General features: G+C 35.1%; 21 protein-coding genes. 6 read left to right on the forward strand and 15 right to left on the reverse strand.

Annotation, left to right across the window (positions count from 1 at the left end; translation table 11 throughout):
• The first annotated feature begins 37 nt into the window (after positions 1-37).
• Positions 38-1,438: a diaminopimelate decarboxylase gene (gene lysA / locus Dongsha4_RS05745; RefSeq protein WP_330204763.1), complete on the forward strand. Its 1,401-nt coding sequence runs from the start codon at positions 38-40 to the stop codon at positions 1,436-1,438.
• 130 nt (positions 1,439-1,568) lie between these two features.
• Here the strand turns inward: lysA and Dongsha4_RS05750 are convergent, their stop codons facing one another.
• The 3 genes from Dongsha4_RS05750 to Dongsha4_RS05760 all read right to left on the reverse strand — a co-directional run bounded on the left by Dongsha4_RS05750 (position 1,569) and on the right by Dongsha4_RS05760 (position 4,445).
• Positions 1,569-2,861 (reverse strand): ABC transporter substrate-binding protein, encoded by a 1,293-nt coding sequence (locus tag Dongsha4_RS05750; RefSeq protein WP_330204764.1) that lies wholly within the window; start codon positions 2,859-2,861, stop codon positions 1,569-1,571.
• Positions 2,862-3,058: 197 nt separating this feature from the next.
• Positions 3,059-3,757, reverse strand: a complete 699-nt coding sequence (locus Dongsha4_RS05755) for a TIGR04283 family arsenosugar biosynthesis glycosyltransferase (protein ID WP_330204765.1) — start codon at positions 3,755-3,757, stop codon at positions 3,059-3,061.
• Positions 3,735-4,445, reverse strand: coding sequence for an ATP-dependent Zn protease (locus Dongsha4_RS05760; RefSeq protein ID WP_330204766.1), 711 nt, complete (start codon positions 4,443-4,445; stop codon positions 3,735-3,737). Before Dongsha4_RS05760 ends, Dongsha4_RS05755 begins: the two co-directional genes overlap by 23 nt.
• A gap of 210 nt (positions 4,446-4,655) precedes the next feature.
• On the opposite strand from Dongsha4_RS05760, the gene Dongsha4_RS05765 reads away from it, so the two are divergent.
• Positions 4,656-6,830 carry a glutamine synthetase III gene (locus tag Dongsha4_RS05765; protein WP_330204767.1) on the forward strand — a complete coding sequence of 725 codons (2,175 nt, stop codon included), beginning with the start codon at positions 4,656-4,658 and terminating at the stop codon, positions 6,828-6,830.
• Positions 6,831-7,015: 185 nt separating this feature from the next.
• Here the strand turns inward: Dongsha4_RS05765 and Dongsha4_RS05770 are convergent, their stop codons facing one another.
• From Dongsha4_RS05770 to Dongsha4_RS05785, 4 genes are all read right to left on the reverse strand, one after another.
• Positions 7,016-8,773, reverse strand: a complete 1,758-nt coding sequence (locus tag Dongsha4_RS05770) for a S8 family peptidase (protein WP_330204768.1) — start codon at positions 8,771-8,773, stop codon at positions 7,016-7,018.
• Positions 8,774-8,957: 184 nt separating this feature from the next.
• Positions 8,958-9,542 carry a hypothetical protein gene (locus tag Dongsha4_RS05775; protein WP_330204769.1) on the reverse strand — a complete coding sequence of 195 codons (585 nt, stop codon included), beginning with the start codon at positions 9,540-9,542 and terminating at the stop codon, positions 8,958-8,960.
• Positions 9,543-9,651: 109 nt separating this feature from the next.
• Complete coding sequence (locus Dongsha4_RS05780) at positions 9,652-9,924, reverse strand: type II toxin-antitoxin system PemK/MazF family toxin (RefSeq protein WP_330204770.1); 273 nt, start codon at positions 9,922-9,924, stop codon at positions 9,652-9,654.
• Positions 9,925-10,176: 252 nt separating this feature from the next.
• The gene (locus Dongsha4_RS05785; protein WP_330204771.1) at positions 10,177-12,432 is read right to left on the reverse strand and encodes a bifunctional (p)ppGpp synthetase/guanosine-3',5'-bis(diphosphate) 3'-pyrophosphohydrolase; all 2,256 of its coding nucleotides are present in this window, start codon (positions 12,430-12,432) and stop codon (positions 10,177-10,179) included.
• A 353-nt stretch (positions 12,433-12,785) separates the two neighbouring features.
• Between Dongsha4_RS05785 and patD the strand changes: the two genes are divergently transcribed.
• Positions 12,786-13,139, forward strand: a complete 354-nt coding sequence (patD, locus tag Dongsha4_RS05790) for a heterocyst frequency control protein PatD (RefSeq protein WP_330204772.1) — start codon at positions 12,786-12,788, stop codon at positions 13,137-13,139.
• A gap of 47 nt (positions 13,140-13,186) precedes the next feature.
• On the opposite strand, the gene Dongsha4_RS05795 is transcribed toward patD, so the two are convergent.
• Complete coding sequence (locus tag Dongsha4_RS05795; protein ID WP_330204773.1) at positions 13,187-13,768, reverse strand: Uma2 family endonuclease; 582 nt, start codon at positions 13,766-13,768, stop codon at positions 13,187-13,189.
• A 162-nt stretch (positions 13,769-13,930) separates the two neighbouring features.
• Here Dongsha4_RS05795 and speA point away from each other — a divergent pair, with 162 nt between their 5' ends.
• Complete coding sequence (speA, locus tag Dongsha4_RS05800) at positions 13,931-15,877, forward strand: biosynthetic arginine decarboxylase (RefSeq protein ID WP_330204774.1); 1,947 nt, start codon at positions 13,931-13,933, stop codon at positions 15,875-15,877.
• A 438-nt stretch (positions 15,878-16,315) separates the two neighbouring features.
• Complete coding sequence (locus tag Dongsha4_RS05805) at positions 16,316-17,770, forward strand: pitrilysin family protein (protein ID WP_330204775.1); 1,455 nt, start codon at positions 16,316-16,318, stop codon at positions 17,768-17,770.
• Positions 17,771-17,895: 125 nt separating this feature from the next.
• On the opposite strand, the gene Dongsha4_RS05810 is transcribed toward Dongsha4_RS05805, so the two are convergent.
• The 5 genes from Dongsha4_RS05810 to Dongsha4_RS05830 all read right to left on the reverse strand — a co-directional run bounded on the left by Dongsha4_RS05810 (position 17,896) and on the right by Dongsha4_RS05830 (position 20,057).
• The gene (locus Dongsha4_RS05810) at positions 17,896-18,546 is read right to left on the reverse strand and encodes a PAP/fibrillin family protein (RefSeq protein WP_330204776.1); all 651 of its coding nucleotides are present in this window, start codon (positions 18,544-18,546) and stop codon (positions 17,896-17,898) included.
• Positions 18,547-18,651: 105 nt separating this feature from the next.
• Positions 18,652-18,945, reverse strand: a complete 294-nt coding sequence (locus Dongsha4_RS05815) for a type II toxin-antitoxin system RelE/ParE family toxin (RefSeq protein ID WP_330204777.1) — start codon at positions 18,943-18,945, stop codon at positions 18,652-18,654.
• The gene (locus Dongsha4_RS05820) at positions 18,930-19,118 is read right to left on the reverse strand and encodes a hypothetical protein (protein ID WP_015219598.1); all 189 of its coding nucleotides are present in this window, start codon (positions 19,116-19,118) and stop codon (positions 18,930-18,932) included. Before Dongsha4_RS05820 ends, Dongsha4_RS05815 begins: the two co-directional genes overlap by 16 nt.
• A gap of 142 nt (positions 19,119-19,260) precedes the next feature.
• Positions 19,261-19,533 carry a DUF3143 domain-containing protein gene (locus tag Dongsha4_RS05825; protein WP_330204778.1) on the reverse strand — a complete coding sequence of 91 codons (273 nt, stop codon included), beginning with the start codon at positions 19,531-19,533 and terminating at the stop codon, positions 19,261-19,263.
• Between the two features lie 53 nt (positions 19,534-19,586).
• Entirely contained in the window at positions 19,587-20,057 is a 471-nt protein-coding gene (locus Dongsha4_RS05830) for a J domain-containing protein (protein WP_330204779.1), read from the reverse strand.
• Positions 20,058-20,142: 85 nt separating this feature from the next.
• Between Dongsha4_RS05830 and Dongsha4_RS05835 the strand changes: the two genes are divergently transcribed.
• Entirely contained in the window at positions 20,143-20,733 is a 591-nt protein-coding gene (locus tag Dongsha4_RS05835) for a thylakoid membrane photosystem I accumulation factor (protein ID WP_330204780.1), read from the forward strand.
• A 109-nt stretch (positions 20,734-20,842) separates the two neighbouring features.
• On the opposite strand, the gene topA is transcribed toward Dongsha4_RS05835, so the two are convergent.
• Positions 20,843-23,467, reverse strand: a complete 2,625-nt coding sequence (gene topA / locus Dongsha4_RS05840; protein WP_330204781.1) for a type I DNA topoisomerase — start codon at positions 23,465-23,467, stop codon at positions 20,843-20,845.
• A gap of 677 nt (positions 23,468-24,144) precedes the next feature.
• A complete protein-coding gene (locus Dongsha4_RS05845; RefSeq protein WP_330204782.1) occupies positions 24,145-25,236 on the reverse strand; it encodes an AbrB family transcriptional regulator in 1,092 nt (363 codons plus the stop codon).
• Positions 25,237-25,304 lie beyond the last annotated feature (68 nt).

The raw sequence follows: 25,304 nt of genomic DNA on the forward strand, positions 1-25,304 counted from the left end.
ATAAACTTACTATTATAGAAAAAATAACGTCTAGTAAATGCTATTAACGGAAAAATTAAGCGGTGAAAAATTGGTCAATTCCTCTAATTCACCTTCTCCTAACCAAAGATTATTGCCCCTCACAGCAAAAATTAACGATAAAAATCACCTCGAAATTGGTGGTTGTGATGTCGTAGATTTAGTTGAGCAGTATGGCTCTCCTTTATACATTCTTGATGAAAAAACATTGCGCACCTGTGCCATTCAATATCGGGATGCTTTTAAAGAATATTACGCAGGAGAGTCTCAGGTTATTTACGCCTCCAAAGCGTGGAGTTGTATGGCAATTGTGAGTATTCTTGCCAGTGAAGGTATTGGTTTTGACGTAGTTTCGGGAGGTGAGCTTTTCACCACAACCAAAGCCTTAGAAATGAGTGGCTATAATGGGGATGACATCAAGGGAAAAATTTATCTTCACGGAAATAATAAGTCTATAGCAGAATTAGAACTAGCTATCGATGCAGGATGTAAAGTTATAGTTGATAATTGGTTAGAATTGGAAACTCTTGCTCAATTAACCGCTAAAAAAGAACAATCAGCGAAAATTTTAATTCGTTTAACCCCCGGTATCGAATGTCATACCCATGAATATATCCGCACTGGTAGTATTGACAGCAAATTTGGCTTTGACTTAAATCAATTAGAGGCTGTTTTCACATTCATCAAAGAACAAAATTTCATTGAGTGTATTGGTTTACACGCCCATATCGGTTCACAAATTTTTGAACTTGAGCCTCACAATGATTTAGGGGGTGTATTAGCAGATTGGTTTAAAAAAGCCCTTGATTATGGTTTACCCCTCACTGAGTTAAATGTAGGCGGTGGTTTAGGAATCCGTTATACTGAATCTGATGATCCTCCAAGTATTGCTGATTGGGTTAAAACTGTTGCCACCGCAGTAACTAAAGCCTGTGAAGAAAGAGGTTTAGCTTTGCCCAAGTTAATTGCCGAACCCGGACGCTCTATGGTAGCCACCTCTTGTATTACTGCCTATACAGTGGGAGGAAAAAAAGTAATTCCTGATGTGAGAACTTATATTTCTGTTGATGGGGGAATGTCAGATAATCCTCGCCCAATTACCTATCAATCCTTGTATCAAATGGCGATCGCATCTAAAATGGATCAAGAACATAGTGAAACTGTTACTGTAGCGGGAAAACACTGCGAATCAGGGGATATTCTGATTAAAGATATTCAATTACCAGATACTAACCCCAATGATATTTTAGTTGTATTTGCCACAGGGGCTTATAACTATAGTATGGCTTCTAATTACAACCGTATTGGAAGACCCGCCGCAGTTTTAGTTAATGAAGGCGAAAGCAGTTTAATTATTCGTAGAGAAACCTATGATGATTTAGTCAGACAGGATTTGTTACCTAGCAGACTTACCCAGTAGTCATTTTATCGTTGAGGTGTTAGGGTGTTAGGGAGAAGTTAAGAAAGTGAATAAAACTCTGTTGCCAGACACGAAGTTGCCTACCAAGCACCAATAATTTACATGACGACAAGCAAGAGAGACACTTCTCTTAATTCAACAATTGTCGGGTTTCGGTGGCGGCTTTTTTCATGGCACTTTCAGGAGTCATAGTTTGAGTTAGTGCCGCACTTAAATATCTTTGTAGAATGTCTGACGCTTGGGCATATTGAGCAATAGGTGGACGCAATACGGAATTTTCTACTACTGTTAATAGTTGAGGGTAATAAGGATATTTTTCAACTATTTGAGGATCATTAAAAAGAGATTTTCGGCTAGGCACATAGCCCGTTTCTAAGATAAAATCCCTTTGTGAGTCTTCGCTAGTAATAAATTCAATAACTCGCCATGCTTCTTCTGGATGTTTCGTGTTTTTTGACATTCCTAATCCCCATCCTCCTTGACAAGCTCCGCTTTGATGTTGGGTTTGGTGTACCATTGGTTTAAGGGAGAATTTCCCCGCTATTTCTGATTTACTGGCTAATCCTGCCACATAAGGCCAGTTTCGTAAAAATACGGTTTGTCCATTTTCAAAAATGCGACGGGTTTCTTCTTCTGCATAGGTTGTGACACCAGAGGGAGAAATTCCTTTTTTAATAGTATCTAATAAAAACTGCACAGATGCGATCGCTTCTGGTGAATCTAAACCCACTTCTAAGGTGTCTGGATTAATCCAATAACCACCAAAACCCTGTAAAACTTCCACAAACATGGCAGAAAGTCCCTCATATTGTCTTCCTTGCCATACATAACCCCATTTTGCTTCCCCTTTTGCCTGTAAATCTTGAGAAATATTGATTAATTCGGTAAAAGTTTGAGGGGGATTATAACCATTTTTTTCTAACAAATCCGTACGATAATAAAGCATACCACCATCGGAGCGAAAAGGAATTCGATAAAGAGAATCTTGATATTTTCCCCCCTCTACATCTCCCTTTAAAAACTGTTTTAATTCATTTTCACTGATAAAGTTATTCAGGGGTTGTAACCAATTAGCCGCCGCAAATTTTTGAACCCAAACTATATCTAAATAAACTAAATCATAGGGTGAATCCCCCAATAAAAAAGCAGAGGTATATAAATCTTCTACTAAATTAGTGGCATTGGGTGCGGAAATAATTTCTAAATCAATATCAGGATTTTCCCTTTCAAATTTTTCCACTAAGTTTTGCCATTGTGCCGCTTCTAGGGCTTGTATCATCAAAGTTATAGTTGTTTTTTCTGTACTGTAAACAACATTTACTAACACAAAAAATAAAATTATTAATAAAATTGAAATATATCTAAATTGTTTCTTTAAAAAACTTAATAAACTATTAATTCTAAAAGAAAATTGAAAAGACATGACTTAAAATTTGTTCTCTCAATAATTCCTTTTTATCCTAAAGTAATATCCTAATCTTGTCAAAACCTTAATTTTTATTTTTAGAATGAGTAACAATAAAAATTTTATAAGATTTTCTGATGTTGTTAAGAAAAAAGCCAATTAGTAAATAACTAATAACTAATAACTAATAACTCTTAACTCTTAGCTTTGAACCCCTAATTACTTTTTATTTGCCGATAAAACCTAGCTAGTTTTTCTGTATTTATTCCCATATAATAACCAATAATAATTAATTGATTTATTAATGTGGTTTTAACTATTCCTAATTTTTCCCAACGTCTTGCAGAAGTAATTACTGCTTCGGAACTAATATAAATTTTTCCTTTTTTATTCAACCTTTTTATTAAATCAAAATCTTCCATGATTGCTAAATTTTTAAAGCCTCCTATTTCTTCAAATATTTTTTTCTTGATAAATATTCCTTGATCTCCATAGGGTAAAGAAAAAAGATGCGATCGCATTTTAATCATTGTTTCTAATAATCGGAAAATGATTTTATCACTATCTATTTTTAGTAAAAAAGCTCCTACAATGAAGTTATTTTTATTAACAATATTAATAATTATTTGAGGAAAATTATGAGGAAGAATAGTATCACCATGTAAAAATAAAAGTATATCTCCTTGGGCAGATTTTGCTCCCAAATTCATTTGATAACTACGATTCAAGATAGGAGAAGAAAGACATTTAAAACCGGCTTGATAAATTAAGTTAATAGTATTATCTTGACTACCCCCATCCACAAACAAAATTTCCACATGAGGATACTGCTTGAGAATAGGAATAGTTTTTAGTAACATCTTTTCTTCATTAATAACAGGGATAATGATACTAATTTTGAGGGGTAAGTTCATTTAATTGGGAGGATTTTACTTCTTCAATTATTGCTTGACACTCGGTAACAGATAATCTTTTTCCCATAGCTTCTACCAGAGCAAAATAAGCATCTTTATATTTTTCAATTAAAGTTTCTGCTTGTAAAATAGCTAATCTTTGTTTAATTTTTATTTGACTATAATTTATTCCTAAACTTTTATAAATTTCCGATAATTTTTGATTGTCTTCTTCTCCTCCTTCACTATTTTTATATACTAATTTTTCGGCGGCAATTCCTGCCATTAAAACAATAGCAAAACGTTCTGTTAACAAATTTAATTCCCTTAAATCTTGCCCTTTTTCTTCTAAAAAGCGGGTATCAAACATTACCCCTCCTGAACCTAAATTATTAATTTTCATATTTTCCCAAGGAGTTAAAGTATAACCAGTAATAGGAATTTCGTATAAATAAGCTGTTAAAAAATGTCCCGCTTCGTGATGAATAATCCGTTGTTTTTGCTCTTCCGAAAGAAATAAATTTAAAAATAAATTAGTTCCCTGATTTCCCCACGCTAAAGTATCCACAGTGACTAAACTCAGTAAAACAAAAGTGATTGTAGCAGGAATAAAAGGAGAAATACTTAATAAAGGACCAACTAACACTAATAAAGTAATAGAAAAAATACCGATAGCGAGAATATTTAAACCAATGTCGTTTTTTTCCATAAAGCTAATTAAAAAATTTATGTATTAATATAACAATCCTAAATGATTTCTCAAAAATTAATGGACAACAGAAAAAGTTAGGTAAATGAAAATCGGGAATCGTTATCTAAATAAATTATTAATTTTCCCAATTTTGTAGCCAAAGTATCTTCTAAAGGTTAGTAAAAGTCTGATATTGTTAACAATATCTTAATCAAAATCTATGATGTTATGAGCGGAAATAAATCACGGGTTCAAGCCATTTACGAAATCACTAATCGCAAAGTTAAGCCCTTCAAGACTCCTAAAAAACTAGAAGAAATGTGGGCTACAGATGTTTTCACCTTAGCGAAAATGCAAGAATCTTTGCCCAAAAGTGTGTTTAAATCTTTGAAAAAAACCATTCAAACTGGTGAACCTCTGGATGTATCCATTGCAGATGTAGTCGCTACAGCTATGAGAGATTGGGCAATTTCTAAGAATGCTCTCTATTATGCCCACGTGTTTTATCCTTTAACCAATTCTACGGCAGAAAAACACGATAGTTTCGTTTCAGTGCAGGGAGATGGTTCGGTAATATCTGAATTTTCGGGTAAAGTTTTAGTAAAAGGCGAACCCGACGGCTCATCTTTCCCTAATGGTGGTATTCGTTCCACTTTTGAGGCTAGAGGTTATACTGCTTGGGATGTTACTAGCCCTGCTTATGTCATGGAAACTGACAACGGTGTCACCTTGTGTATTCCTACTGTATTTGTTTCTTGGACAGGAGAAGCTCTCGATAAAAAAACCCCTCTACTGCGATCGAACTCTGCCGTTAATAAATCTGCTCGTAGAGTATTAGAATTGTTAGGACATACAGACATAGCCCCTGTGAGTTCTAGTTGTGGAGCAGAACAAGAATACTTCCTTGTGGACTCTCATTTTGCCCATTATCGTCCCGACTTACTTCTTGCAGGAAGAACCTTATTAGGAAAACCCCCGGCTAAAGGTCAAGAATTTGATGATCACTATTTTGGTGCAATTCCCGAACGAGTACAAATTTTCATGCAGGATGTGGAAGAGTGCTTATATCGCCTAGGTATTCCCGCTAAAACCCGTCATAATGAAGTTGCCCCCGGACAATTTGAAATAGCACCCTTTTTTGAATCCGCCAACGTTGCCACAGATCATCAACAGCTAACTATGACCATTTTAAGACAAATGGCGAAAAAACATGGCTTTACCTGTTTACTCCACGAAAAACCCTTTGCAGGAATTAATGGCTCTGGAAAACACGTTAACTGGTCTGTAGGAAATCGTACTCAAGGTAATTTATTAGACCCCGGAGATACTCCCCATGCCAATGCTCAATTTTTGGTCTTCTGTGGAGCAGTAATTCGAGGTGTTCATAAATACGGAACTCTCTTAAGAGCAGTGGTAGCAACCGCCAGTAATGACCATCGCTTAGGAGCAAACGAAGCACCTCCAGCTATTATCTCTATTTATTTAGGAACTCAATTAGAGGATGTATTTGAGCAGATTCGCAAAGGTGAAATAACAGGCTCTCAATTAGCACAGGTAATGAATATCGGAGTGGATACTTTACCTGAAATTCCGAAAGACCCCGGAGACAGAAATAGAACTTCCCCCTTCGCTTTTACTGGTAATCGTTTCGAGTTTCGAGCAGTGGGTTCAAATCAATCCGTTGCAGGTCCTTTAGTGGCAATGAATACCATTTTGGCAGATTCTTTGAATTGGATTGCAGACAAACTAGAGGAAGAATTAAAACAGGGTACTGAGTTAAATACGGCGATTCAGAAAATCCTCAAGGAAATAATGGAAAAACATGGCAATGTAATTTTCGGAGGCAATGGCTACTCAGAAGAATGGCATAAAATGGCAGTAGAAGAAAGAGGATTAGCAAATCTACCTACCACCGCCGATGCTTTACCTGTTCTCAAACAAAAACATATCGAAGAATTGTTCGATCGCATGGGAGTCCTTTCTCCGAAAGAGTTAGAAAGCCGTTTTGAAGTTTATTCAGAACAATATCTATTATCTTTAGAGGTAGAAGCTAAATTAGTGGTGAATATGGCAAAAACCATTGTTTATCCTACGGCAATGAAATATTTATCTCAGCTTATGAATACCCTTTCTAGTTTGAAAGATGTAGGTTTAGAAGGAGATTTAACTATTGTAAAACAAGTTTCAACCTTAACTAATGAAATGATGGTTCAGGTACAAAAATTACAAGATGCCATTTCTGTTCATGATTTTGAAAGTACCGAGGCTAAGTTACAGTATTTTGCTAAAACTGTTCGAGTTTTAATGGATGAAATTCGTCAATATACTGATGCGTTGGAAGCGGAAATTGCTGACGAATTATGGCCTTTACCAACCTATCAAGAAATGTTATTCATTAAATAATCTGGGTTTGGAGTTAAGAGCTAAGGCAAAAAAGTAGTTTTTCTGTCAACTACCACCACCCTAACTTCTAACTTTTACTCATTACTCCGCTCAACTTGATACCATCAGGGTTGAACATTGTTCAACCCCTCCTACCACCTGACACCTATCCTGATTCGATATTCTTAAACCGAAATGAGATTAGATTAACTGAAAGAGGCACTTTTACTAGCTAAATAAGCTAACCCAACACAAAGTAAGGCATTGATTAAGAGAAATACTTGAGACATTAACCCATAACCAAAACCCCACACAAAAGGATTTATAAAAGCACTAATCCCAAGACAAGATGCCACTCCTAAACTACATCCGATCGCACCCCATTTAAGTTGAGGATGTTGGAGAAATAAAACCACCAGAATAAAAGGGATTAAAACACTAGCAAATAAAGGATTTAAACTAGATGTACCCATAACCACATTACCTAATTCTGGCACAGAACTACCCATTAAACGGAAAGGCCATTGAGGTAAATCAAATAAATATAATCCCTGTAGGAAGAATAAACCACTACTGCCAGTGACTAATCCTGCACTTAAACTGAGGTTAAAAACAAGATAATTACGTAAAAACCATGCTAGTAAGTATGAACCAAGAACCATTGCTAATTTCGGTAAAAGGGTAATAGTGCCACCATTAATCCAAAAAACAGGGTTAAGATAGCCATTTTCTTTTAACCAGCGTAAAAAGTCTTTCGGGGTAATTTTTCCTTTAAGTGCCATTCTCACCGCTTGGGTTGCGTCTAATTGCCCTGCACCATAATGATTTAAGGGGTCTTTTTCTACTCTACGAGCCGATTGAATCAAAACTTCTCTTACTTCATCAGGGTTTTCCATCCCTGTAGCTTTTACTAATGCGGCTACTCCTGCTACATGGGGGGCGGCCATACTTGTTCCCTGATAACCGATAAATTCGGGTTGTTTATTCTCTGGATTGATGGTTTCTTGCAAAATTTTGCCTGTTTCACTACCTCCGGGAGCTGATATATCTACTCCTGCTCCAAAGTTAGAATAGGGTGCTTTAAGCCCCGCAGAATCGATGGCCGCTACACTAATAACTTGAGGATAACGAGCAGGAAATACCGCAGAGTTACGATTTTCATTCCCCGCCGCCGCCACGATGACAACTCCTTTATCATGGGCATATTTGATGGCAGACTGCATTAATTGACTGTCTCCTCCTCCTCCTAAACTCATATTAATTACATCAGCCCCTTTATCGGCGGCAAATTTAATGGCTTCGGCTATGTCTGCAATACTACCACCATGCTCCCCTAACACTTTTAAGGGCATAATTTTTGCTTGGTAGGCAATACCTGCCACACCATAGTTATTATTAGTAGATTGTGCGATCGTACCTGCAACGTGTGTTCCGTGACCTACATCATCGTCAGCATTAATAGTATTATCAACAAAATTATATCCTTCTACAAACTCGGTATTTTCTAAATCGGGTACTTTACTTACTCCTGTGTCAATTACTGCAACGGTGACACCTTCTCCTTTACTATCTTCCCATGCTTGTTCGATGTTGATACTGCGTAAATTCCACTGTTGAGAATAGGCAGGATCGTTGGGAACTTCTAAACTATGATAAATGTAATTAGGCTCTACATATTCAATGTCACTTTTGAAAGGAGATTTTCTGATTTTTTTGATGGTTTTCTTATCTCCCTCTACAATGTAAATTCTTTCTTCTTCAGAAAAAATACTATTTAAAATCGGCACTTGTTTCAGTTGAGATGCGATCGCACTCAGGTTGTATTCTAACTCTGTTTGAGGAATATCTTGACGGAAATTAATAATAATAGAATCAAATTTACCCTTAACTGCTAAACCCTGAAAATTAAGTAAAGCAAGGCTAACACCGACAATAAAAGCACAGGTAAGTAATAGTTTTTTCATAATTAAAGACTTAATGAGAGGCAACTAAAACCATTATAAACGCAACTAGAATGCTCAAAATCTGAAGGGGAATAAAATCAAACTTTTGTAACTTTATTTATTATTTACCTGAGTTCGATATAAAATTGTTGATTAGAGTGGATAAAGGACAACATTATTTATCAAGATGAGCGTAAAAATAGCCTTATTTTTTCTTCCAAAAAGCTAATCCTCCACCTTTACCTCTGGCACAGATAAACTTTTCATTCACTAGGAAATAACTAAAAAAAGCTAAGTCTTTTAAAGAAGCATCCCAAAAAGTAATTTCATTTTCTTTACCACCTCTAATTTCTGTTTCATATACTTTTGCTCCCAAAACAAACACTTTTAAGTATAAAAAATCAAATGCTAAGATATTTTTATTATTAATAAATTTACAAACACCACTAACATTAAACTGTACTAAGCCGAATTTAACTATATTTTCAATTATTCCTTGATTCTCATTTTCTTGGAGATTTTCAGGAATAGAATAGTTAATTATAATAGATGCGATCGCAGGTAGATAAAAGCCATTTTTTAAGAAATTTCCCCTTTGTTTCTGACTTTTTTTTGTCCCAGTAATAAAACATAATTGCCAACTACCTAATAATTGGGAAAAATCATATTTAATCTTATTTTGACTAGCGTATTTTTCTGCAGAAATTAAAGCCTCATAGACATCTTTTACGTTAGGATTAGAGGAAGAGTTATCGACAATTTGATTAAAAGTTGCTAAAAAATTAGTCATTTTTGTGATCATTAAGTTAGTTTAGTTTGTTTTTTTCAATTTATTTAGAGAATCACAACAAATATTAAAATAGATTTATCATAACTACTGTATAAAAGCTGATTTTGCTTTATAAAAAAACACCCACACTCAAAGAAATTGCCCTTTGAATTTTGGTTAAATAAGATTGACTAATTACACCATAAACACTGCATTCAAGATAATTCTTTTTTATATTAGTAATTAAATCCGCCATTGCTACAGAATCAACCATTAAACCCCCTTCACCTTTTTTAACTAAAACTCGACAAGGATTATTTTCAATTCCTTCGATAAAAGAAGAAAAAGGCACAACTAAAACGGTTGAACTATATTGATTTCTGACATCTAAAGATACCACCACTACGGGCAGGAGTGATTCAAAGTAGAAATACAAAAACAATCAAACTATTGCCAGTAAAAGAATATAGCGTTTTAGAGCTTTTAGGATTAAGAAGTAGTTAAAAATGTTGAGATTATCAATATATCATGAGTTATCAATGATCCTAAACCTTATCTGCAAAAAGCATTAGTCTAGTTTCAAGTGTCAAGTTTGATTTAATTTTTCCCTACTTCGCCACACTAAAAGTAGGGATTGTCACTCCTATTGTTAAAACTAGCCAATTTCACTAACACGACGAATATTTAAAACATCGCTCATATCTTTAATTTTACCTATCACACATTCATACTGATGATAATCCTGCACATCAATAGTTAAAGAAATTAAGGCAGGTTTACCCACATAAGTTTTTACTCCTGCATTACTAACATTAATATTTTGATCACTTAAACGTCCTAAAATATCTCGTAAAATACCAACTCTGTCAATAGTTTCAATGACTATATCAATAGGATAAGTAGAATTCCGTTGATTGGTTTTGCGAGGATTCCAACCCACTGGAATTAATCTTTCTCCGGGGATATTATGAACATTAGGGCAGTCATGATGATGAATGGAGATACCACGAGTATTCGTCACAACCCCAATAATATTTTCTCCCGGTAAGGGTTTACAACATCCGGCAATGTGATACATCAAACCCTCTATCCCCGCAATGGGATATTTATTGCCATCAATTTCTCGATAATTAGTTTTTTGTTGAGGTGTGTTAGTAAGGGTTGCACTGCTTTCTTCTGCTAAGGTTTGAGGTTTTTCCGTGGTTTGTTGTTTATTTTCCTCTCGCAGACGATTAATAATTTGGGTGCAGGTTAACTCTCCATAGCCTAAAGCCGCTAATAAGTCATCTACTTTTTGAAAATTGCATTTTTGAGCTACTTTCTGCATGGTGTCAGATTTCAGCAAAGATTCTAAACCATTTTTACCCAATTCTTTCTCTAATAACTCTCTTCCTCTGGCTATATTCTCATCACGGTGCGATCGCTTGTACCACTGACGAATACGATTCTTAGCACTGGGAGTAACAACAAAATTTAACCAATCAAGACTAGGGTGGCTATTATTTGCCGTAATAATCTCTACTATATCACCATTTTGTAGGGGTTGATCTAAAGGAGACCATTTATCGTTAATTCTTGCACCTTTCATATGATTGCCTACTTCACTATGGATGCGATAAGCAAAATCTACTGCAGTTGCACCTCTGGCTAAAGCAATGACATCCCCGTTAGGAGTGAAAGCATAAACGTCATCATCGAATAAATTTTCTTTGAGATTATCAACATATTCTTGAGCATCTTTTAAATCTTTTTGCCAATCTAGTAATTGTCTTAACCAAGTGAATTTTTCATCATCACTAGAAAGATGACTATGATTAGAATGCCCTGTTTCCTTATATTTCCAGTGGGCGGCAATCCCGTATTCAGCTACATAGTGCATCTCAAGAGTGCGAATTTGAATTTCTAAGGGGCGCCCATTACTATTAACCACTGTGGTATGTAAAGATTGGTATAAGTTGGGCTTCGGTAAACCGATATAGTCTTTAAATCTACCCGGGATAGGGCGAAAAGCATCATGCACCACTGCTAAGGCACGATAACATTCATCATTGGTATTAACAATTATACGCACGGCGGCGATGTCGTAAATTTGTTCAAATTCCTTTTTTTGACGCATCATCTTATGATATATTCCATAAAGATGCTTTGGTCTTCCTTTCACTTCTACAGGATGAATACCTAAGTTTTCTAAACGTTGGTTAATAGTATCGATAACGTTTTCAATTCTTGCCTCTCTATCAGTGCGTCTTTCGGCAATTAAGTTTTTTATTTTGTTATAGGCTTCAGGATGAATATATTTGAAAGATAAATCTTCTAATTCCCATTTAAAATGCCAAATACCTAAGCGATTGGCTAAGGGTGCAAAAATTTCTTTGGTTTCTTCGGCGATGAGGCGTTGTTTTTCAGGAGGTAAAAAATCAAGGGTGCGCATATTATGAAGTCTATCAGCCAATTTTACCACAATCACCCGTATATCCTGAGCCATAGCGATAAACATTCGGCGGAAATTTTCGGCTTGTCTTTCAGTTTTGCTAGAGAAGTTAAATTTAGATAACTTGGTAACTGCTTCTACTAATTGACGGACATTTTTTCCAAACATTACCTCGATGTCTTCGGGAGTCGTAGGAGTATCTTCTACCACATCGTGTAAGAATCCCGCCGCAATCATTTCGCTATCTCCTCCTAAGTCTCTTAATAACTCGGCAACAGCTATGGGGTGGGCAATATAAGGCTCTCCAGATTTACGCATTTGCCCTTCATGTAAGGAATAGGCGAATTGAAAAGCTCGACATATTAGGTTATTATTTTCATCGTGTTGATCACCAATTAAGCAGTTATTTAACCAATTGGGAATATAGACTTGATAAGTTTTGTTGTCTGTGGATTCTGGTATTAGTGTAATAGGACTCATAATTAAGATAATTTGGGGTAAAATAAAGATTGGATAAAGTCTAGGTATAATTAACTATTTTTGTTCTATAAATGCTTAAATAAATCACTCTCTCTCAAGCAAATTATAGATATATCAAAGAAGCCTATATTTTCACTTTCTTTGATGTTTTTACTCTCATCTGAATTAGTTACTAAGTCTTTAGTGATAAGTATTAGGACATCTCTCCCTAGTATTTTCATTAATCCTGATAATTGGGGGGAGAATTAATTTATCCTGATTTATCTTGTTTCTACTAAAGATTGTTTAAACTTTTTTTCAGAGTTGATATTAATTGTAATTAGATTTTTTAATTTTAACTCAATTTTGTATAAATGTTACCTAAATCACATTTTTCCTTATTATCTGACTGGTTAAATTTATTGGTAGAATTCCAGCAGATTTTTACGAGTAATTCTGATGATATAGATCAAATATTTTCTCAATGGCAAAAAATTCAAAATTATTTACAAACAGAGATAATGACTTTTGAGGAGAATAATATAGATATTTCTGTTTTCTCTCAATGGCAATCTTGGCAAAGGGAAACTCATCGTTATGGGAAGTTAATAAATACAGAGTTATTATTTTGGAAATCTAGCGTTTCTCCTTCAACGAAGCAACAACGGAAGGAGTCTATTTTACAACATTTACAAGGGATGATTCAGTTAACAATCAATAATCAATAATGACTTAATTTTATAAAGGCTATAATTTTTATGCAAATTACTATAAACTAAAATAAAATGCGATCGAGTCTTATGGTAATAGTTTCTGGTTGACTTAGAGTAACAACATCTTCAGAAGAGAGTTTTTTTATATTTTGATAATACTTTTTCTTCGGATTTTGATATACTTCTAATAAGTTTTGATTGAGATCAACTAACCATACTTCTTGTACTTTATTTTCTGCATAAATGGGTATTTTAAAACTGCGTGCTGCGTAGCAGATCCCTTCGGGATCGTACTCAATACTACTATCAGCAACTTCAATAAGTAAGAAAATATCCTCAACGGTAGGATGCTGATTCCCATAAAAATCATTACGAGGTTTTAATAAAACAATATCAGGTTGTGGCTCTGAATTATTATTAAGTTTAATCGGATTTTGAACGCTAATAATGGTCTTATTTCCCAATTTTAAACTTAGCAATTGATTTAATCTATTGACACAAGATGCGTGTCTAAATCCCACTGGTGACATTTCAAAAATTTCCCCATTAATTAACTCAATTAAATAGTCTTCTTTCAATACTCCTGAAGCTATTATTTGATGATATTCTTCAATAGCAAATTTCTTGCGAGGTAAAGTTAACATATTCTTCTATTTCGATCGCGCTAACTAATTCTAATATAATAATTAGCTAAGTTAAGCTGAAAAAGTCAATATTTCATTTCCTAATGATGTTCTTTTCTCGTTACAATTAGATGCGGTAATAATTTTTACTTTATACATTGGAGACTACTGGGTAAGAATAAAATGGGTGATTTATGGACTATTGAAGATAGTAATAATTTATATCAAATTGAAGGTTGGGGACATCCCTATTTTGCCATAAACGAGTTAGGAAACATTACCGTTTCTCCTCAAGGTAATGATTATAAAATTGATTTATTTGAATTAGTTAAAAATTTACAAAAAAGAGATATTCAGTTACCTTTATTAATTCGTTTTTCTGATATTTTAGCTGATCGTTTACAACGCTTACATTCTTGTATTGAAGATGCGATCGCACGTTATGATTATAACAATGTTTATCGAGGAGTTTACCCAATTAAATGTAACCAACATCGTCAATTGGTAGAGGCTTTGGTGGAGTATGGAAAACCTTATCATTTTGGCTTAGAAGTGGGTTCAAAACCAGAGTTAATGATTGCTTTGACAACTTTAGAAGTAGATGAAACGGGAGAAACTTTACTTATTTGTAATGGTTATAAAGATGAAGATTATTTAGAAACTGCTCTTCTAGCTCAACAAATAGGACATAATTTAATTATAGTAATTGAGCAAATAAATGAGCTTTATATCATCCTAGAATTAAGCAAAAAATTTAACTTAAAACCTCAATTAGGAGTAAGGGCAAAATTACAAACAAAAGGCTCTGGGCATTGGGGAGATTCTACGGGAGAAAAAGCCAAATTTGGTTTAACTATTCCCGAAATTGTTGCAGTGGTGAATAGACTAGAAAAAACTGATCAATTAGAGTGTTTAAAACTGTTACATTTTCATATTGGTTCACAAATTTCTTCCATTGCTGTTATCAAAGATGCTATTAGAGAAGCTAGTCAAATTTATGTGCAGTTGGTAACGATGGGGGCAGGTATGAAATATCTTGATGTTGGTGGTGGTTTAGCGGTGGATTATGATGGTTCAAAAACCAATTTTTATGCCTCTAAAAACTACAATATGCAAAACTATGCCAATGATATTGTGGCGGCGGTAAAAGATGCCTGTGATGAAAAAAATATTCCCCATCCAATTCTTGTGAGTGAAAGTGGAAGAGCGATCGCATCTCATCATTCTGTGTTAATATTTAACGTGGTAAATAGTAATAATCCACCCCAAGAATTACCGATTATTGGAGAAGAAAAAGAGCATCTAGTGATCAGGAATCTATGGGAAACTTACGAAAATATTGATGAGAAAAACTATCAAGAAATGTACCATGATGCGGTGCAATTTAAGGATGAAGCTATCAGTTTATTTAACTTTGGCTATTTAACCTTAAAAGAAAGGGCAAAAGCTGAACAAATTTATTGGGGATGCTGTCGTAAAATTTATGAAATTACTCAAAAAGAATCTTATGTTAGTGATGACTTAAATGATTTAGCTGACTTAATGATTTCTACTTATTACGTCAATTTGTCTGTGTTTCAATCTGCTCCTGATGCTTGGGCAATTGATCAACTATTCCCTGTTTTACCTATTCATAGACTCAATGAAAAACCAAATAAAAAGGCAATTTTAGCAGATTTAACCTGTGATAGTGATGGTAAAATAGATAAGTTTATTGATTTATTAGATGTAAAGAAATCTTTAGAATTACACTCTTTAGAAACGAATAAAAATGATGAAAATATTGATAGCTTAATTCCTGAAAGTAATGATTTTAAACCTTATTATGTAGGAATGTTTTTAGTCGGAGCTTATCAAGAAATTATGGGTAATTTGCATAATCTTTTTGGGGATATAAATGTGGTGCATATTGAATGTAAAAAAGATGCTTATCAAATCAAATATGTCGTCAAAGGAGATACTGTAACAGAGGTGTTAAAATACGTGGAATATTCTGCTGAGGATTTAACGGAAAAACTTCGTTGTTTAACAGAAAATGCTTTAGCAAAAAATCAAATTGACTTGGATAATTCTCAAAGATTGATTAAAAACTATGAGGAAAATTTACGCAGTTATACTTATTTAAGATAGTTTGCATTTAAGTTGTCTGGTTAAGATGGAAAATGGGGAATAGACAATGGTAATAATATTTTTAGTATTAAATACCCAGAAAAATTTAACAATATTTCATCTAGGTTCGATATAAAATTTTCGGCTAAGTTAGGGAAAAGGGAAACCCCCCTGTTTCCCACCTTTTTAGGGGGGAAGGGAATGTGGAAAACATTAGTCTATGGATTTTAGCTAATTTTTATAGCGCTTTCTTGGGATAGGTTTTGCCCCAAGAGATAATAAGTTTATCTACTGTTTTCGTTTATATTTAGTTATTTTAACTCCGAATTACGAACCCCAAACCCTGAACTCAGGTATGTTTTATGTAACAATTAATCAACCCCAAAATAGTTAATAATGAGTGGTTTTTAGGTGTTAGCTATTGGTTTAAATAAAAGCTATTATTTATTATTAGAAATTATGAGCAAAAAATTAGGCAAAATATGGCAATGGTTAGGATTCACTTTTATAAGCATCGCTATTGTCATTACTACCCATCATGTTGCTTTTGCGGATGTTACCCCCTCTACTTATCGAGATTTACAATTTCCCCCTCTAGCGGAAATTAAATTACCTGAATATGAACGTTATCAATTAGATAATGGTATGGTAATTTATCTGATAGAGGATCATCGTTTACCCTTAATTAGTGGTAGTGCTGTGATTCACACAGGTTCAAGGCTTGACCCCCCTTCTCAAGTCGGTTTAGCTGAATTAACTGGGAGTTTAATTCGTTTAGGTGGTACAGCTAATTATTCTCCAGAGGAGTTAAATTCCATTTTAGAGCAGAAAGCGGCTGCGATCGAATCTTCCATTGATGAAACGATGGGCAGTGTTAGTTTTTCCTCTCTCAGTTATGATTTAGATACTATTTTCCCTCTTTTTGCCGAAGTAATACAATCTCCTGCTTTTGACTCTCAACAGCTAGAAGTATTGAAAACTCAAGCAAAAGGTGCGATCGCACGTCGTAATGATGACCCCGGAGATATAGCCAGTAGGGAATTCAAAAAACTTGTTTATGGAGACAACAACCCCTATGCAAGAACAATTGAATACAATACCCTAGACAATATACAACAATCAGACATTAAAAGTTTTCACAGTAAATATGTTCGCCCAGAGGGAATTATTTTGGGTATAGTCGGAGACTTTGATTCTTCTCAAATAAAAGAAAAGATTGCCCAATACTTTGGTAACTGGCAAGGAAATTCACAAGTAAAACCAACATTTGACACAATCACTTCTAAACAAGAAAATAGCAAAGGAATATTTATCGCTGATCAACCACAACTAACTCAAAGTAATATTTTACTTGGTCATTTGGCAGGTAAATTAAATGATCCTAATTATCCCACCCTTAGCGTCATGAATGGGGTTTTAAATGGCTTTGGAGGCAGACTACACAATGAAATCAGATCCCGTCAAGGATTAGCTTATTCTGTCTATGGTGTTTGGCAAGGTGCTTATGACTACCCCGGTTTATTTGTAGCAGGAGGACAAACAAAAACTGATACAACAACTCAATTCATCAAAACTATGAAAGAGGAAATCGAGAAATTACGCACTCAACCCATTACAGAAGCAGAATTAAACTATGCCAAAGATTCTATACTTAACTCTTTTGTCTTTAAATTTCAGAATCCTAGTCAAACTCTATCTCGAATGATGACCTATGAATATTATGATTATCCCCAAAACTTTATATTTGACTATCAACAAGGGGTAAAAAATACTCAAATCGATGATGTTTTGAAGGTTGCTCAAGAATATTTACACCCAGATAAAATTGTGACTTTGGTGGTAGGAAACGAGGAAGAAATAAAGCAAGAGTTACAAACTTTAGGACAAAATATCAAACAAGTAGAAATTAAATAGGTATGAATTCAGAGAAATTAATTATTACCTATTGCCTTGTCTTAATTACTAATTGGTAACTACCCTTTGCCCTTTGCCCTTTGCCCTTTGCCCCTTGCCCTTTACTCTTTGCCCCTAAAATAAAATTATAGGTCAGCAATTTTGTCAACTTTAGAAAGTATAAATAAACTGCCGTCGCCTCCCCTACCAATACGCATTGATTCGTCAATATAAGTGACTTTTAAACTAGGTATTCGCCCTTGAGGATTTCTAGCGTTAAATACTTTGACAGGTTCAAAAATAGGAGTTTTTATATTAACTATTTTTTGAATAGCTAAAAAACGCTTATCAAAATTAACGTTAATAGTATCTTGGGGAAGCATATCACCATCTTTAATTTGAGGAGAAAAAGTAGCGGTAACTTTTACATAACCTTTAACCAAACCAGAGGAATGTTCCACAAAAGCCACGTTAAAAAAAGATGTTTTTTGAGTATCAATTATTTGATAAACTTGCCTCAATTTTAAACCTAAAGGTAATTTATTTAACGATCTAATTTCCCTTGCCGTTGAATAATTTAATTGCCAAATTCCATCCAACAAATTTACGCCATAAACTAATGGTTTAGGAAAAGGATTAAGGGCTTCTAAATTAACTGTTATTTTCTCTATGTTGATGCTATCGTCTCTGGAAATAAGGGTATCAGTAATGGGATATTGAGGATTAATATTGAGAGTTTGAGCTATTTTACTAATACTGTCTAATAATTCTTGCTTCAGAAGTAATCTACTATTCAAAGTAACCTCTTGCTTTTTGATAAAACTAACGGATGATAAGCGTCAGATAATTTTAGTTTAGAAGAGTTTGTAATCTCCTCATTCCTCATTTCCCATTGAAATAGGCTAGTCAGTCAAGTAAAGTAGTCTTTTGCCGTGAATCAGGGCGGCTACGGTTACTGTTTCTCCTTCAATGCGATACAATAAACGGTAGCTGTAAGCAAATTGTTCCATTACTTTTGATTCCTCAATTTCTGGAATTAGTCTGCCTCTGGTGGCATCTTGGGTTAATTCATCGGTTATTTCAATTACTTTTTGTACTACTGCCGCCGCATAAGACGGTGAATCCCTTGCAATATAAGCTGCGATCGCCTCTACATCTTCCACTGCTTTAGGAGACCAAACTACTCGATAAGCCATTTATTTAACAACCCTTCTACTTCTGCTTGTTGTAAAACTCCTTGAGTATCGGCTATTTGTAAGCCTTGACGAATTTTTCCCAGTACATATAAGTGATACTGTATATCTTCAATTGTGCAATCATCTGGTAATTTTCTCAACATAGATTGTACTTTTTCTTTGGTAGAATTCATAGTAATAGGGATAAAACTTAATAAATTTAATATATTGATTCATTTATCAGTTATTTTAGTCTAGTTCGGAAAGAGGTGTTAGGTTATTGAGGTGTTAGAGAAGCGTGTTAATTAAACACTTTTGCATGAGTGCCGTTTCAAGCTATGGGCCAGAAAAAACAGCATCCTCAATATCTTGACGAGAAAGAGAGTAAGGAAAAGCCCTTTTTATATCACTACCATCTGCACCTGCATTCAAATAACTGACACAAATATCCTCTATATCTAGGGTAATTTCTGCCTCCCAAGTTCCTTTTTTTACATACCAACAGTTCAATTCTTGGGGATTTTGGTCACACCCCATTTTTTTCAACCATGCTTCTATTTCAGGTAAGGGAAAATTGTACAGTGGACTTTGTGGTGTTAATTGTGCCATTATTTTTAGATCAAAAGTGCCAAAGTTATTAATTCTCGGTCAAACACTTATCACTATATATTAGAAGTTCTCCACCAAGCAAGACAAAAAGCTAATATCATACATCCGAATATGGTTAAACCCATTAACAATAAGGCAAACAATTCTCCTGCAGATAAAGGGCGATCGCTCGGATCTAAATAACTAGCTTTTGAGCTATCATACTCATTAGCCCGTGAAAAATCATAAGGACTCTGAATCACATTCCAACGAGAATAACCTATTTGTAAATCGTATTTTAAACGGGTTTCAGGATTAGCAAGAACCCCATAAGCCTCATTCAAACGCTGAAATTTTTGTTTTGCTTCTTCTGGGGGCAAATCCGTTGTATCAGGATGGTAAAATTTACTCAACTCTCGATATGCCCTTCTAATCTCTATAACAGAAGCCGAGGGATGTAATTTCAATAAGCCATAGTGAGTATCCGCAAAATATTCCTTTGTAATAGTTGTATATTGGGTTTTGCGATTATAATCAGAATTCACTTTTTTCTTTTGACAATGACTATTTGTTTCAATATTCTAGTACAAGGTTTTATTTTTTTACCTTAACCAAATTTTAGATAAATATATGTCGATCGCACCTTTTATTTCTGGTTTAATTAAAGTCTGTTTAATCTTATTTTGTTCTTTCTCAATTTGGCTAACTAATACCTCCTCTAGCTATGCCGACATCAATAATGATCGTTACGATGGAAATATTTTTGTGGTTTATGCCGGTAATGGTTCTCTTGTTCCCCCTAAACTGACTTTAAAACAGTCCTTTGACAGAAACATTCCCGTTATTTTGGTTTACTACCTTGATGACAATAGCGATTCTAAACAATTTGCCTTTATTGTCTCTCGCCTACAAGAGTTTTATGGAAAGGCCGCTAGTATTATTCCCGTTTCTGTAGATAGTATTCCTGTAAAAGAAAAATATCAACCTGATGAAGTGGGTTACTATTACCGTGGTGCAATTCCTCAAACCGTTGTCTTAGACGAAAATCGCAAAAAAGTATTTGATGAAGAAGGTGTTATTCAGTTTGAAGCCGTTGACGATGTATTAAGAAAAGTATTCAATTTATTACCTCGATCGCAATCTGTAGAATTAAAACGTAAAACCTTTAATGAATTTAACAGTGAATTAGTCCCAGAAGAAAAAGGCAATGGGCAAAGTTAAAAGGGGCAGGAGGTAAGGATGAATAATTAAGAATTAAGAATTAAGAATTAAAAATCCAGAACTCCGAACCCCGAACCCCGAACCCCGAACCCCGAACCCCGAACTCTGTTTATTTCTTGGTTGTTTTCCTTCTAGTTGTCTTTTTAGCGGTAGTTGCCTTTTTCCTTTTAGTGGTGGTTTTTTTCCCCCCCTCTTTCTCTTGGAGTAAAGCTAAGGCTTTTTCTAAAGACATACTTTCTACCGTTTCCCCTTCTGGTAATTTAACGTTGGTTTTACCATGTTGAAAATAGACCCCATAAGGACCTTGATAAATGTTAATAGGTTCATTATCTTCTGGATGATTACCCAATTCTCTCAAGGGAGTCTTTGTTTTGCCTCGTTTGCCTCTGGTAGATTTAGGTTGTGCTAAAATTTCCAAGGCTCTTTCCAAAGTGACGGTTAAAACATCATCTTCTTTGAGAGAGCGATAGTCTTTACCATCTTTTCCTTGATCATGCACAATATAGGGTCCATAACGACCGAGAGCGGCTTTAATGGGTTTACCTGTTTCTGGATGTTCTCCTAAAGTTCGAGGAAGTTGCAAGTAAGCTAAAGCCATTTCTAGGTTAATATCTTCTAGTTGTACCCCTTTAGGAAAAGACGAGGTTTTCGGTTTTTTTGCCCTGCCGATGGGTTCATCTCCTAGCTGTACATAAGGTCCATAAGTGCCAATTAAAAGATAGACGGGAAAGTCTGTTTCTGGATCGTGTCCTAAGACTGTAGGTCCTTCTTTTTTTTGTTTTAAAAGGGTTTGGATTTGCTCAGGATCTAAATCGGCAGGAGTTAGGTCTTCTGGCAAGGATGACTTAATGATTTCCTCCCCTTCCTGAGATTCGATATAGGGGCCAAATTTGCCTATTTTAACGGTTGCCCCTTCAAGGTTTGCTAGATCGATTACTTTAGCAGATTGAGGATCGATCGCAGTTTCTCTTTCTTTAACTTGATTTTCTAAGCCGTTTTCCCCTTGATAAAAGTTTTTTAAATAGGGAAGCCATTGTTCCTGTCCAGAAGCAATATCATCAAGGGTTTGCTCCATTTTGGAAGTGAATTTAGTATCGACTAATTCTTGGAAATTTTTTTCTAACAAATCAGTGACAGCAAAAGCGGTAAAAGTTGGAATTAAGGCTTTTTGACGAATTTGGGCATAGCCTCGATCGATAATTGTGCCAATAATACTTGCGTATGTACTAGGACGACCCACGCTTTCACTTTCAAGGGTTTTAACTAAGGATGCCTCGGTGTAACGGGCTGGAGGTTGGGTTTCATGTCCTACTACGTCCAATTTTTTACAATCGGGGCGATCACCTATTTTTAAATCAGGGAGAATCACCTCTTGGTTTTCTAATGCCGCTTCTGGATCGTCTGAACCCTCTACATAGGCACGGAAAAACCCCGCAAAATCAATGCGTTTACCGCTAGAACGAAATACAGCATTTTCGACGGCAATATTAACGGCAATCTGGGTTAATTGGGCATCAGCCATTTGACAAGCAACGGTGCGCTTCCAAATTAAGTCATAGAGGGCAAATTCTCTGTCTCTTAACCCTGTTTCTTTCGGCAGTTTAAAGCTACTTCCTGCAGGGCGTATGGCTTCGTGGGCTTCCTGTGCTCCTTTGGCTTTGGTTTTATACTGTTTCGGTTTTGGACTTAAATATTCTTTTCCGTACATTTGTTCTACACAGTTCCGAGCGGCTGCGATCGCCTGTTCGGAAAGATGTACCGAGTCAGTTCTCATGTAGGTAATATAACCATTTTCATAGAGACTTTGAGCAATGCGCATGGTATCTTTTGCCCCTAAACCGAGTTTACGATTCGCCTCCTGTTGTAAAGTAGAAGTAGTAAAGGGAGGATAAGGCGATCGCTTCGTGGGTTTTTCCTCACAATCAGTTACTTGCCAAGTTTTACCTTTCAACTGTTTTTGTAAAGCTGTGGCTTCTTCCTCTGATAAAACAACGACTTTCTTATTCTTAATTAACTGCCCTGTTTTAGGATCAAAATCGCTCCCAGTAGCTAATTTTTTGCCGTCTAAGGTGATTAATTTTGCCTCAAAATCACTTTTATCCTGACATAATAAAGCCTTTAAATCCCAGTATTTAGCCTGTACAAAAGCCCTTCTTTCTCTTTCTCTTTGCACCAACAAACGCACTGCCACCGATTGCACTCTACCAGCCGATAAACCCCTTGCAATTTTTTTCCAAAGTAAAGGAGAGAGAGTATAGCCCACTAAACGATCTAAAATTCTTCTGGTTTCTTGAGCATGAACCAAATTTTCATCAATATCCCGACAATTAGATAAAGCCTTGTTAATCGCTTCTTTGGTAATCTCATGGAAAACCATTCTTTTTATCGGCACATTGGGCTTTAATAACTGTAACAAATGCCAACTAATACTTTCCCCTTCTCTGTCTTCATCTGTAGCAAGGATTAATTCTTCTGCATTGGCTAAAGCCTTTTTCAACTGTTGTACAACTTTATTCTTCCCTTTAGGAATTACATAAATAGGCTCAAAATTCTGCTCAACATTCACCCCCAAACGACTCCAAGGGTATTGTTTATACTCGGCTGGAACTTCCGCAGAAGAAGAAGGCAAATCCCGCACATGACCCATGGACGCTTCTACAATATAATCTTTTGGTAAATAGTTACGGATGGTTTTGGCTTTGGTAGGTGATTCAACTATAACTAATGTTGACATAGAAAATTCTTATACTCTCTCTGACTCTACTTTACATAATTTATATAACTTATTCTTTTAGCATAACCAAGATCGATCGCCTTTAGGAATTTTTCAATTAGTGAGTAGTGAATAGATTAAAAAGGGGCAAAGAAAAAAGGTCAAAGGGCAAGGGGCAAAGGGCAAAGGTAAATAGTTGATAATTAATAACTTCGAACTCTTAACTCTGATTCATTGCTAAATATTAACTAAAATCAACAAATATTACAAAAACAGATTTTTTCTGGCTATTTAAACTTAGGTTATTTAAACTAATTATTAGGTACAAAAAAGGCTAACAACCTTTCTTAAATGAGTGATTAGAGCTAGTACCGCCCCTCTGATCCACGATTGATCTCTCTTGATCTCAAAATTGTAGAGCATAATTCTCCTTGATCTACTTATGTTTGATGGAGTTATTTCTTATTCAAGTGGAAGCGATAAGACGAAGTGTTGTGAAATGTAGATAGATGGTTTCTATCATGTCGCTCTTTCTCTGAATTAAGAGTTTCTTGATAAGTGGGTTGAGAAACGGTGAGATGTCAAGGGCAGTTTCAGATGTTCATTGTCAACCTTTAGTAAGATTTTTCTGGAAATTAATTTTTGAGTTCAATTTCATTATCAAATGTGTGATACCCGCCTAACTTTCTATGGCGGGTTTAATTTTGTGTAGTTTCCGATGATTTTTTCATCAGGGATGCGGCAAAAAATGGACTGAGGGTAAGTATTAATAGCATTCTCATCATTTGCATTGTTAGTACTAGAGCTGAATCTCCTCCTAACTCTATTACTGTTGCCATCATGGCAGTTAATCCTCCGGGGGTTGAACCCAATAAGGCTGTTAAGGTGTCAATTTTGGTCATGAGGTGAAATCCGTAACCTGCAAGAAAACAGGTAAAAATAAGCAATAATACCAAACCGACTTCAATGAGAACTGCTTTTAAGAGTTTTTGGATTGTTTCCACTTCAAATTTAACACCGATTGATAGTCCTAATAACAGTAATCCTCCTCGAAAGATATAACTAGGAATGTCGATTTCATAAGGAGAAAAGGAAAAGATAAGTAAGCCACAAAAAAAGGGTGCAAGAAATAAGTTGGAAGGCAGTTGAATTTTTTCGCCGATTTTAATACTAATAAAAACAAAAATACTGATTAGAATAATATTAACGATTAAGGGAAGGGAAGGTAATAACTGTTGATTTGTAGTAACTATTATTGGCGAGGTGGATGTTTGATTGCTATAAAAACTAGCAATGATGGGAATAATCACTGATACCATTAAGATTCTTAGATATTGTAACACAGCAACTGCGATCGCATCTGCACCCATATCTTCACTCATAGCCACTAAACTAGGTCCTGCCCCCGGAATACAACCTAAAAAGCTCGTAGCTAAGTCAATATTAGCCCATTTATAGATAATGTATCCATTGATTAAACTTAACGTTGCAGTAATGAGAATGCAGAATAGTAAGGGAAAGAAGAAATCTTGTGCTTGGGTGAATGTTTCCACAGAAAAGCGACTGGCTGTAACAATGGCAATAATAGCTTGTCCGATAATACTAAATAGTTTAGGTAAAGGCTGAGGTTTTTTTTCAATGACTACCACTAGCACCCCAAGAAACAGGGGTATAAGTAAATAAGGTATGGGTAAATTAAGTATTTCTCCGAACCAAGAAAAAGCGATAGCTAAAATGATTAAACCAATGATGCGAATAATATTTTTATAGTCCAAAATTGCTGATGACATTCTTCCCTTAATTATAAAGTGATAATGGAAATAATTTTTATCTTATGTTATATCTAATAGGGTATAGC

It is taken from the genome of Cyanobacterium sp. Dongsha4 (genome assembly GCF_036345015.1).
Lineage (GTDB): Bacteria > Cyanobacteriota > Cyanobacteriia > Cyanobacteriales > Cyanobacteriaceae > PCC-10605.

Excerpts from the sequence above, each read along its gene's own strand:
- Dongsha4_RS05750 (WP_330204764.1), bottom strand. The coding sequence starts at position 2,861 with ATGTCTTTTCAATTTTCTTTTAGAATTAATAGTTTATTAAGTTTTTTA.
- lysA (WP_330204763.1), top strand. The coding sequence starts at position 38 with ATGCTATTAACGGAAAAATTAAGCGGTGAAAAATTGGTCAATTCCTCT.
- Dongsha4_RS05755 (WP_330204765.1), bottom strand. The coding sequence starts at position 3,757 with ATGAACTTACCCCTCAAAATTAGTATCATTATCCCTGTTATTAATGAA.
- Dongsha4_RS05820 (WP_015219598.1), bottom strand. The coding sequence starts at position 19,118 with ATGAATTCTACCAAAGAAAAAGTACAATCTATGTTGAGAAAATTACCA.
- Dongsha4_RS05785 (WP_330204771.1), bottom strand. The coding sequence starts at position 12,432 with ATGAGTCCTATTACACTAATACCAGAATCCACAGACAACAAAACTTAT.
- Dongsha4_RS05805 (WP_330204775.1), top strand. The coding sequence starts at position 16,316 with ATGAGCAAAAAATTAGGCAAAATATGGCAATGGTTAGGATTCACTTTT.
- speA (WP_330204774.1), top strand. The coding sequence starts at position 13,931 with ATGGGTGATTTATGGACTATTGAAGATAGTAATAATTTATATCAAATT.
- patD (WP_330204772.1), top strand. The coding sequence starts at position 12,786 with ATGTTACCTAAATCACATTTTTCCTTATTATCTGACTGGTTAAATTTA.
- Dongsha4_RS05835 (WP_330204780.1), top strand. The coding sequence starts at position 20,143 with ATGTCGATCGCACCTTTTATTTCTGGTTTAATTAAAGTCTGTTTAATC.
- Dongsha4_RS05765 (WP_330204767.1), top strand. The coding sequence starts at position 4,656 with ATGAGCGGAAATAAATCACGGGTTCAAGCCATTTACGAAATCACTAAT.
- Dongsha4_RS05845 (WP_330204782.1), bottom strand. The coding sequence starts at position 25,236 with ATGTCATCAGCAATTTTGGACTATAAAAATATTATTCGCATCATTGGT.
- Dongsha4_RS05775 (WP_330204769.1), bottom strand. The coding sequence starts at position 9,542 with ATGACTAATTTTTTAGCAACTTTTAATCAAATTGTCGATAACTCTTCC.
- Dongsha4_RS05815 (WP_330204777.1), bottom strand. The coding sequence starts at position 18,945 with ATGGCTTATCGAGTAGTTTGGTCTCCTAAAGCAGTGGAAGATGTAGAG.
- Dongsha4_RS05760 (WP_330204766.1), bottom strand. The coding sequence starts at position 4,445 with ATGGAAAAAAACGACATTGGTTTAAATATTCTCGCTATCGGTATTTTT.
- Dongsha4_RS05795 (WP_330204773.1), bottom strand. The coding sequence starts at position 13,768 with ATGTTAACTTTACCTCGCAAGAAATTTGCTATTGAAGAATATCATCAA.
- Dongsha4_RS05825 (WP_330204778.1), bottom strand. The coding sequence starts at position 19,533 with ATGGCACAATTAACACCACAAAGTCCACTGTACAATTTTCCCTTACCT.
- topA (WP_330204781.1), bottom strand. The coding sequence starts at position 23,467 with ATGTCAACATTAGTTATAGTTGAATCACCTACCAAAGCCAAAACCATC.
- Dongsha4_RS05770 (WP_330204768.1), bottom strand. The coding sequence starts at position 8,773 with ATGAAAAAACTATTACTTACCTGTGCTTTTATTGTCGGTGTTAGCCTT.